The 8948-nt window shown below is 45.2% G+C and carries 7 protein-coding genes; 3 read left to right on the plus strand and 4 right to left on the minus strand.

Translation table 11 applies throughout. The annotated features are described in order from the left end of the window. Positions 1 to 32: 32 nt before the first annotated feature. Positions 33 to 1787: a glycoside hydrolase family 3 protein gene (locus ACYVRH_RS08830; RefSeq protein WP_461256551.1), complete on the plus strand. Its 1755-nt coding sequence runs from the start codon at positions 33 to 35 to the stop codon at positions 1785 to 1787. Positions 1788 to 2009: 222 nt separating this feature from the next. Here the strand turns inward: ACYVRH_RS08830 and ACYVRH_RS08835 are convergent, their stop codons facing one another. Together ACYVRH_RS08835 and ACYVRH_RS08840 are read right to left on the minus strand one after the other, a co-directional pair. Beyond that, positions 2010 to 3581: a RecQ family ATP-dependent DNA helicase gene (locus ACYVRH_RS08835; protein WP_461256552.1), complete on the minus strand. Its 1572-nt coding sequence runs from the start codon at positions 3579 to 3581 to the stop codon at positions 2010 to 2012. Between the two features lie 231 nt (positions 3582 to 3812). Then, positions 3813 to 4058 carry a hypothetical protein gene (locus ACYVRH_RS08840; RefSeq protein WP_461256553.1) on the minus strand — a complete coding sequence of 82 codons (246 nt, stop codon included), beginning with the start codon at positions 4056 to 4058 and terminating at the stop codon, positions 3813 to 3815. 79 nt (positions 4059 to 4137) lie between these two features. On the opposite strand from ACYVRH_RS08840, the gene tyrS reads away from it, so the two are divergent. Next, on the plus strand, positions 4138 to 5385 hold the full coding sequence (tyrS, locus tag ACYVRH_RS08845) for a tyrosine--tRNA ligase (RefSeq protein ID WP_461256554.1): 1248 nt from the start codon (positions 4138 to 4140) through the stop codon (positions 5383 to 5385). Positions 5386 to 5482: 97 nt separating this feature from the next. Next, positions 5483 to 7240, plus strand: coding sequence for an AMP-binding protein (locus ACYVRH_RS08850; protein WP_461256555.1), 1758 nt, complete (start codon positions 5483 to 5485; stop codon positions 7238 to 7240). Here ACYVRH_RS08850 and ACYVRH_RS08855 read toward each other — a convergent pair. Continuing rightward, a complete protein-coding gene (locus ACYVRH_RS08855) occupies positions 7237 to 7839 on the minus strand; it encodes an ATP-dependent Clp protease proteolytic subunit (RefSeq protein WP_461256556.1) in 603 nt (200 codons plus the stop codon). The two genes, ACYVRH_RS08850 and ACYVRH_RS08855, sit on opposite strands and share 4 nt — an antisense overlap. A 54-nt stretch (positions 7840 to 7893) precedes the next feature. After that, the coding region (gene alr / locus ACYVRH_RS08860; protein ID WP_461256557.1) for an alanine racemase at positions 7894 to 8948 on the minus strand (1055 nt) is incomplete at its 5' end.

Consider the following 8948-nt stretch of genomic DNA (forward strand, 5'->3'; position numbering starts at 1 on the left):
ATATATTAGTAGTTCATAGAGGGAGGGTATTCTTGAAAAAAATCTTCTGTATTTTAATTGCGTTTAGTTTGCTGTTGTTTGCGCAATGTGGCAGTAAGGCCTCCGCAAAATCCGCCGCATGGAAAACGCCTGAGGAACTTCTGTCGTTAATGACATTGGAGGAAAAAGTGGGGCAGATGACTCAGGCTGAGAGGGGCGATGTGCGTATGGGAGATATTACCGAATACGCGCTAGGTTCGATTTTAAGCGGCGGCGGTTCAACGCCGATGCAGAATACTCCGCAAGGCTGGGTCAATATGATTGACGGCTTTACTCAAGAATCACTAAAGACGCGGCTGGGAATTCCTGTCATATATGGGCTTGACGCGGTACATGGACATAGCAATGTTTTGAACGCTACGATACTGCCGCATAATGTGGGGCTTGGCTCAATTGCGGCTGGCGATTTGGAGAAGGGCGCGAAAGCCGCGTATACGGTGGGACGCATAACCGCGCAAGAAATGCGGGCTGCCGGCGCGCACTGGACTTTTGCGCCCGTGCTTGGCGTCGCGGAAGATGTGCGTTGGGGGCGTTCTTATGAAAGTTTCAGCGAGAATGTGAATATTGTCGCTGTCATGGGCGCGAATGTCATTAAAGGTTTGCAGGATAACGGCGTAGCGGCGTGTATGAAACATTTTTTAGGCGAAGGTCAAACAATAGACGGGCGTAATCAGGGAAACGCGCTTCTGGATAGGGCAGGAATTGAACGCATCCTTCCACCGTACCGGGCTGCCATTGACGCGGGCGCAATCTCGCTTATGCCTTCGTTTTCCTCCGTGAACGGAGTTAAAATGCACGAAAGCAAAAACTTGCTGACCGATTTGTTAAAAGAAGAAATGGGTTTTGAAGGTTTTATCATTTCCGACTGGGCGGCTATCACTCAATTATCCGGCGGCAATTACAAGGCGCAGATAGCAAACGCGATTAACGCCGGCGTTGACATGGTGATGGCAACTAATGGAAGCGGCAGTTGGATAAATTTTATTAAATATTTAAAGGAACTGGTGAATGAAGGAACTGTTCCGATGGCGCGTATTGACGACGCGGTTCTGCGCATACTCCGGTTCAAGTGGCGTATCGGCTTGTTTGAAGAAACGCCGCTGACAAAAAAAGCCGGCGTAATCGGCACTGACGCGAACCGGGTTGCGGCGCGGGCGCTTGTCGCGCAGTCGCTTGTGCTGTTACAAAATAGGAATAATGTTATCGCAAAACTGCCGTCATATAAAAATATTCTGGTAGCGGGACAAGGCGCGAATGACATCGGTATGCAATGCGGCGGTTGGACGATAACCTGGCAGGGAAGCCACGGTAATATCACCAAAGGCACGACGATTCTGGAAGGCATACGGGATGCGGCAAAAGGCAAGGCCGTAACCTACGCCGAAAACGGCAAAGCTGAAGGAACCTTTGACGCGGTGATTGCCGTAATCGGAGAGGATCCTTATGCGGAAACGGAGGGCGACCGTATGCAGATTGATATTCGCCAAAGGGATATGGATATGCTGCGGGAAATTTACGGTTATAATTGTCCGATTATCGTTATCATGTTATCAGGCCGTCCCATGACCATAGGCGATGAATCTAAAAACTGGGACGCTTTTATAGCGGCATGGCTTCCCGGCAGCGAAGGCGGCGGAATCGCGGACGTGCTGTTTGGCGATAAAGATTTTACAGGACGGACTCCCTACACATGGCGTAAAAGTATAAAGGGAGAAATATTGTTTCCATTCGGGTTTGGATTGGAGTAATAAATTTATTCGAGAAGAGTTCACACGAAGATCACAAAGGAATTAGCAATGAAAAATGAGCAATTAGCAATGTTGTTGTTTGTGGGTACGGTCTTGGCAGGCCGCAATGCTTGCTAACTTCGCTCATTGCTAATTGTTAATTGCTCATTGTCCAATGGTTCCTCTTTGTGTTCTTTGTGTGAAGTCTTTCGAAAAAATTCAATTTCCAGTACGGTTAACTTACTATTTAAAAATAGTAATTTTATTCTTCCATGGAAATTTGAGCCTCCTTAATTTATTGGCTTTTAATAAATACCCGATGGCTTGATTGGCTTCTTCTTGCGACCAGCGGATTGTTTCGCTCTGCGCTAAAACGGCGGCTGCTTCGTGTTGCGTAAAACGTCTTTTGTTTTTGCGGAAAAAATTCAATATTGAAAATTCTTCCCTCAAGCCGCCGCCGGCTTCTTTTTCGCAAATGTCGCAGCAAAATTTTTCAGGCGCTTCTCCGCCTGAATCGTAATTAAGCATGGCAAGAAGTGAGTGCCTTCTGCAATACTCGGCATCTCTCGCGTAACTGAAAAGCGCCGAGAGCCTTTTGCGGTCCGCTTCGGTTTTTGCCCTTTTCATGGACATTTCGTCTTCCGGCCCCCACAAAAGAATCGCTTTTGATTGTTCCCCGTCGCGTCCTGCCCTGCCCGATTCCTGCAAATACGCTTCAACGGACGGGGCGCAGTCCCTGTGTATTACAGTGCGCACGTCAGCTTTATCAACGCCCATCCCAAACGCACACGTACTGCATAATACCGCTTCCGTATTTTTTAACAGCCATTTTTCCGTTTCGGTTTTTTCTTCCCTGCTTAGCCCGGCATGATAAAAACGAATTTCCCTATGCCAACCGTATCCCATTTCTTTAATTTCACCGCGAAGGTAATGCGCGAGTTTTTCAGTTCCCGGGCGCGATGAGCAGAATACAATCGCGGGGCGGCTGTTTTTAATTAATAAATCCCGAACCGCCAGATTGCGGTTAATGCAGCCTTTTGCGGTGTAATAAATATTCGGCCTGTCGGGGTTGCCTATAATTTGATTAACATCGCAATCGCCAAAAATGTATTTTTTAATTTTTTCAAGTACGGGGGCGCTTGCGGTGGCGGTAAAAGCGGTAACAAGCGGCGGATTAAGAGAGCTTAAAATAGAGCCGATTTCCAGGTAACTGGGACGGAAACTTTCTCCCCATTCGCTTACGCAGTGCGCCTCGTCAATTACAACGTGGACAACTTTTATTTTTTCCAGTTTTTCTTTTACCTGCGCCGTAAGCAAAACTTCCGGATTTGCGATTATAAACTTACTCTGCCCGCTTTCCAGTTTTTGCCAAATCTCATCGCGCTCTTCTTTGCTTTCCCCTCCCCTGATTGTTACCGGAGAAAAACCGCGCTCGCCTAACCGCCTCTGTTGATCTGCCATTAGCGATAAAATGGGATAGATGACTAAAGTTAACCCTTCTATCAACATTGCAGGCAATTGGAAACAGAGGGATTTTCCCGCCCCTGTCGGCAGAATGACTATCTGCTTTCCTGAAATTTCACGGTCGGTAAGTTGTGAAAGTGACGATAACGGCTCTTCTTCAGTCATGACGCTATTTTCGCTTTCTTCCGGCCATTTTACGGGAATCCCCGACGCTTGCGCGGCTTCCAGAATATTTGTCATTACAAGCCTTTGATACGGGAACAGATACGAAAGCCCAAACAGATTTTTAACCGCGCAGGTCAAAGGGTCTTCATTCTGTGAAACATTAGTTTCGTTGTTGTTTTCAGTCATAAAAACCTCCACCTATATATGGCGTGAAGTACTCAATTTGCTTGACTGAAAAAGAAATTTTTCGAAAAATTTTCACACTAAGAACGAAAAAGGGAGTAAGGAGCAGTGAGCAGTGAATAGTGAATAGTGAGCAGTGTTCTTGTTTGCTATCGACGCGTAAAGTACCACGCCACGCTAGCTAACAACAACTCCACTACTAATTGCTCACTGCTCACTGCTCATTTTTAAAGGTCAGGCTTCTTCTATGCCTAGTTCGTCGTTGGAGGCTGAATCTGCGCTTCCGGAAGAATCTGAGACGGGGGCGGCATCGTCTTTTTTCTTTTTTGGTGTTTTTACTTTTGGTTTTTTGGCAGGTCTTGGGCGGTGGTAAGGTTTAGCCGTGTAGGAGACTATAAAAAAGTAAATTACAATTGCCACGGTTACGGCAATCACTTGCCACGATATGATTACTTTTTTTACCAGTTCAACTATGGTCATTTTTATAATTATCGGAATAGGTGACAGTCACCTTTAAAAATAGGTGACAGTCACCCATAAAATCTGTACAATAAATACCATGAACTCAGCATTAGAAACATTAAAGACAAGGGGCTTTTTACAGCAATGTACCGACACTGAAGGCCTGTCAAAATTAATGGACGAAAGTCCCGTCACTTTTTACGAGGGCACTGACCCTACTGGGGGAAGTCTGCATATAGGCCACATGGTTCCCTATTTTGCGTTCCGTCATCTTAGAGCGGCAGGCCATAAGGGGATTGCCCTTCTTGGAGGCGGCACGGCAAGGATTGGAGACCCTTCTGGAAAGAGCGAGATGAGAAAAATGCTTGATTATGAGCAGTTGGATAAAAATACCGAATCTATCCGCGCACAGCTTGATCGTTTTGTCAGTTTTGACGGCAAGACCGCTTTTACGGCTAACAATAAAGACTGGCTTGCTAACCTTAACTATATCGACTTTTTACGCGACATAGGCAGGCATTTTTCCGTGAACAGAATGCTCAGTTTTGAAGCTTACAAAATGCGGATGGAAACCGGGCTTTCTTTTATCGAATTTAATTATCAGCTTTTGCAGAGTTATGATTTTCTGGAGTTGTACCGACGTTACGGCTGCCGTTTGCAAATTGGCGGTGATGATCAATGGGGGAATATTGTCGCGGGCGTTGAACTTATCCGCCGTGTTGAAGGCGCCGAAGTTTTCGGACTGACGTTTCCCCTTGTTACCACGGCGGACGGGAAAAAAATGGGCAAAACCGAAAAAGGTGCGATCTTCCTCGACCCTGCAATTACCACCCCTTACGATTTTTTCCAATACTGGCGCAATGTGCAGGATCAGGATATTTTTCGCTTCTTGCTTATGTTTACATTCCTGTCTGCCGATGAATGTCGCATACTGTGCGAACCGGGAAAAAATCCAAATGACGCAAAGGAACGGCTGGCATGGGAAGTTACGGCGTTAATTCACGGTAAAGATGAAGCCGACAAAGCTTTGTCAGGCGCTAAGGCGGCTTTTGGCAGTCAGGCTGGCGGCGATAAAACGGCAATGCCCCATTCTGAAATTACCCGATCAAAACTGGAAGCCGGTTACAATGTGGTAGACCTCTTCTGTGATACGGGGCTTGTTCCAAGCAAGAGCGAAGGCCGCCGACTTGTTCAACAGGGAGGGGCTTTTGTTTCAGGCAGCGATGGTGAGCTTTCGGCAATAAATGACCTGGCTGCTATTATTGGAATAGATAGGCTGAACAAGGAAGGAGAGTTGGTAATCAGAGCCGGTAAAAAACGGTATTTATTGGTGAAAACGAAGTAAAAAAGTACGACACATTTCATTACAAAAAGTTGCGAATTATTTTGACAAAATACTTAAATGTTACTATAATGTTATAAGCTTTTACAGAGAGGTATTTATGTTAAAATTTGAAGATTATGTTTCCAAACTTCCCGATATTCCGTATGATAACTTTGCCCAAATGCTTGATAATCATTCACGGCAGTTTGCCAATTTAGACTTTATCCGGTATCGCTCAGGCAAACAGAGGGAATTTACCCGCTGGTCATATTCCAAATTTGGCGATGAATGCAGAAGAATAGCTGCCGGTTTGCTTGCCGCCGGCCTTTCTAAAGGCGACCGTGTCGCGCTTTGGTCAGAAAACCGACCCGAATGGATGGCCGTCTGGATGGGGACTGTTATTACGGGTATTTGTATTGTGCCTATTGATTTTCTTTGTACTGAACAGGAGTGTCTTAACATAATAAAAATAACAAGAGCCAAAGTTTTCTTTTATTCGGGACATAAGAAAGCGTTTGCTTCTTCATTGCCATCTAACGGCGTTTCACTTACAGCGTCTGTCTGTATCAGCCCGGAAACGGAAGACGTTCCCGCAGGGTATAAAACGGAATATTATACATTTGGCGTTAATGCCGATGTAAAGTCCATACCTCCTGCGGACAGCATACTGCCTAATACTCCTTGTTCTATTGTGTTTACTTCAGGAACTACCGGTTTTGCAAAGGGCGTTACTCTTTCCCACAAAAATATTATCGCTAACGCAAGCGCGGCAATCCGTATGTTAGAGCCTACCAGCAAGGATGTATTTATGGATGTTCTGCCTCTTCATCATACATATCCTACTACATGCTCCTTTATTGCGCCATACTCTGTAGGTATACCAACTGTAATCGCCGAAAAAATAGTCGGCAAAGTTGTTGTAGATGATATAAGAGACGGGGAAGTTTCGTATCTTATTGCGGTTCCCCTTCTTTATGATAAAGTAATGGCTGCGATAAACTCAGGCTATCAGAAACTTTCCCCTATAATCCGCGGTCCTTTGAATGTTTTGCGAAAAATCGCCTTGGCAAAGGCAAAAAAAGGCAATTTTGAATGGGGTCGGAAAGTCTTTAAATTTTTCCGTAAAAAAGCGAATCTTCAATCAATTTTTATAATGGTTGCCGGCGGTGGAGCGTTAAGCCCAAAGACGGCGGATTTCTTTGATTCATTTGGTTTTAACATTGTTCATGGTTATGGCATGAGCGAGAACTCTCCCCTTATTTCCGTGAGTACTCCACATCACAAACGTAATGAATCGGTAGGGCTTCCCGTCAGTTACACGGAGGTAAAGATTGTCGATTCGGGACCGGATGGTATTGGCGAAATTGCGTGCAAATCGCCTTCTATAATGCTGGGTTATTTTGAAAACGAGGAAGCTACAAAAGAAGTTATAACAAAAGACGGCTGGCTTTTAACAGGCGACCTTGGCCGCATTGATGAAGACGGATTTATCCATATCAGCGGACGGAAGAAAAATCTTATTGTCGGTCCCGGCGGTAAAAATATATATCCCGAGGAAGTTGAAACTCATTTTTCTGCTTCGCGCACAATTGCTGAAGTGCTGATTGTAGGCAGAAAAACACCCGGCGGTGAAATTATTTATGGCGTAATGGTTCCCAATTATGAATTTATAAAGGAAGATTATCCCGGCAAGGAAAATGACGACAGCTTCATTCATAATTTGATTAAGAAAGAAGTTGATGATGTAAACCGCGCTCTGCCGGTTTTTAAAAAAATCAGTGATTTCTGTATTCGTAAAGAGCCGTTTGAAAAGAACGCCCAACAGAAAATCAGGCGCTTCCTGTATAAGAGTTATGAGAACCCGTCTGAAAGCTAAAGTTCAGACCGGTTAACTATTACTCTGCTGATTAAACCGTAGTTTACGGCCTCTGTTGCGTTCATCCAGTAATCTCGGTCAGTGTCTTTTTCAACCTGATTTGCGGAGTTGCCTGTTTCTTCTGCGATTAAGCGGTTTATTTTCGCCCGCAGTTTTTCAAGTTCTTTTGCGTGTATTTCAATGTCCGTTGCGACGCCTCTTATCCCCGAAAGCGGCTGGTGGATAAGGTAGTGGCTGTTTGGCAGTCCTACACGCCTGTCTCTTGGGGCGGCAAGTTGAATAATAGCCGCAGCGCTTGCGACAAGCCCCATGCCGATTGTCCAGACCTTTGGTTTTATAAAACGAATCATGTCAAAAATAGCGTAGCCTGCGTCAGCGTCTCCGCCGGGAGAGTCTATAAAAACCCGTATTGGGTCGTCGTTCATATCTTCCAAAAGCAAAAGTTGGCGGATGGTTTTTTCCGCCAGTTCTTTATTTATTTCACCGGAAAGTAAAACAGTCCGTGTTTTTAACATCCGCCCCGCAAGAGGATCTAAAACCGGTGGTTTTTCTTTTTCCTGAATATCATCATCGTCATCTTCGTCAATATATTGATTCATTAATTGCCTCCAATATAATAATACCGATTTTATTATTTAATGGCAATAATACGCTTAGTGTTTGTATATTCTGGGCACTCGTTTATTTATGTTACAGGTAATTTCATAGGGAATAGTCCCCGTAATTTTCGCCAGTGCAGCCGCGTCATTATCGGGGCTGCCAAAAATAACAGCTTCATCCCAGCGGTTAATTTTCGTCTTCTTCCCAAGATTCACACAACATTGATCCATGGTGATACGCCCGACAAGCGGATAAAGTTCGCCGCCAATAAGAACCTGCCATTTGTTGCTTGCAATGCGCGGAAGGCCGTCGGCATAACCAACGGAAAGAACGGCTATTAATGTGTCGGTTTCAGCCGTCCATGTTCTGCCGTAAGAAACGGATTCGCCCTTTTTTATTTTTTTGATTAATACGACCGTGCTTCTTAATTCCATTACTGGTTCGGCTGTTAATGATTTGAACCTGGTTAATTTTTTTAATTGATCCAGCGGCGCTTCATATTCTACCACGGACTTGTATCCGTAAAGCAGTATGCCCGGCCTTACCATATCAAACCACGCGTTTGGGTGCAAAATTACCGCTCCTGAATTTGCGGCATGGACAAGCCCCGGATCAATTCCGGCCGCCCGAATAGCCTTAACGGCTTTTTTAAAGCAGGCTATCTGTCGTTTGGTGTAATCGATGTCACTCCTGTTTGTTGAGTCGGAAACCGCCAAATGTGTGGCTGTTCCTGTCAAATTTAGCCACCTGAATTTGGCAATTTGACGGGCAAGATCGGGGGCTTCTTTCGCGGAGCAGCCTATTCTCCCCATTCCCGTATCGATTTTTAGATGAACAGACAGTTTTTTTTTTGCGGCTTTTGCGCAATCATTCAATGCGCAGGCAAATTCAGCGTCCGAAATAAAGGGAATAAGCCCCGCGCTGACAATTTTTCGTATTTCATCGGGATTTGGCTGGGAAAACAGCAGAATAGGGGCTTTTATCCCCCCTTTTCTAAGTTCTAATCCTTCCGATACTGAGGCTACTCCAAAGCAGGAAACTCCCGCTTCCAGAGCGGTTTTGGCAATTTTTACGGCTCCGTGACCGTAAGCGTCGGCCTTTACAGGTA

The organism is Treponema sp. R80B11-R83G3 (assembly GCF_054786115.1).

Bases quoted from the DNA above. Each gene is read 5' to 3' on its own strand.
- ACYVRH_RS08835 (WP_461256552.1), bottom strand. From the start codon at position 3,581: ATGACTGAAAACAACAACGAAACTAATGTTTCACAGAATGAAGACCCT.
- ACYVRH_RS08840 (WP_461256553.1), bottom strand. From the start codon at position 4,058: ATGACCATAGTTGAACTGGTAAAAAAAGTAATCATATCGTGGCAAGTG.
- ACYVRH_RS08850 (WP_461256555.1), top strand. From the start codon at position 5,483: ATGTTAAAATTTGAAGATTATGTTTCCAAACTTCCCGATATTCCGTAT.
- ACYVRH_RS08855 (WP_461256556.1), bottom strand. From the start codon at position 7,839: ATGAATCAATATATTGACGAAGATGACGATGATGATATTCAGGAAAAA.
- tyrS (WP_461256554.1), top strand. From the start codon at position 4,138: ATGAACTCAGCATTAGAAACATTAAAGACAAGGGGCTTTTTACAGCAA.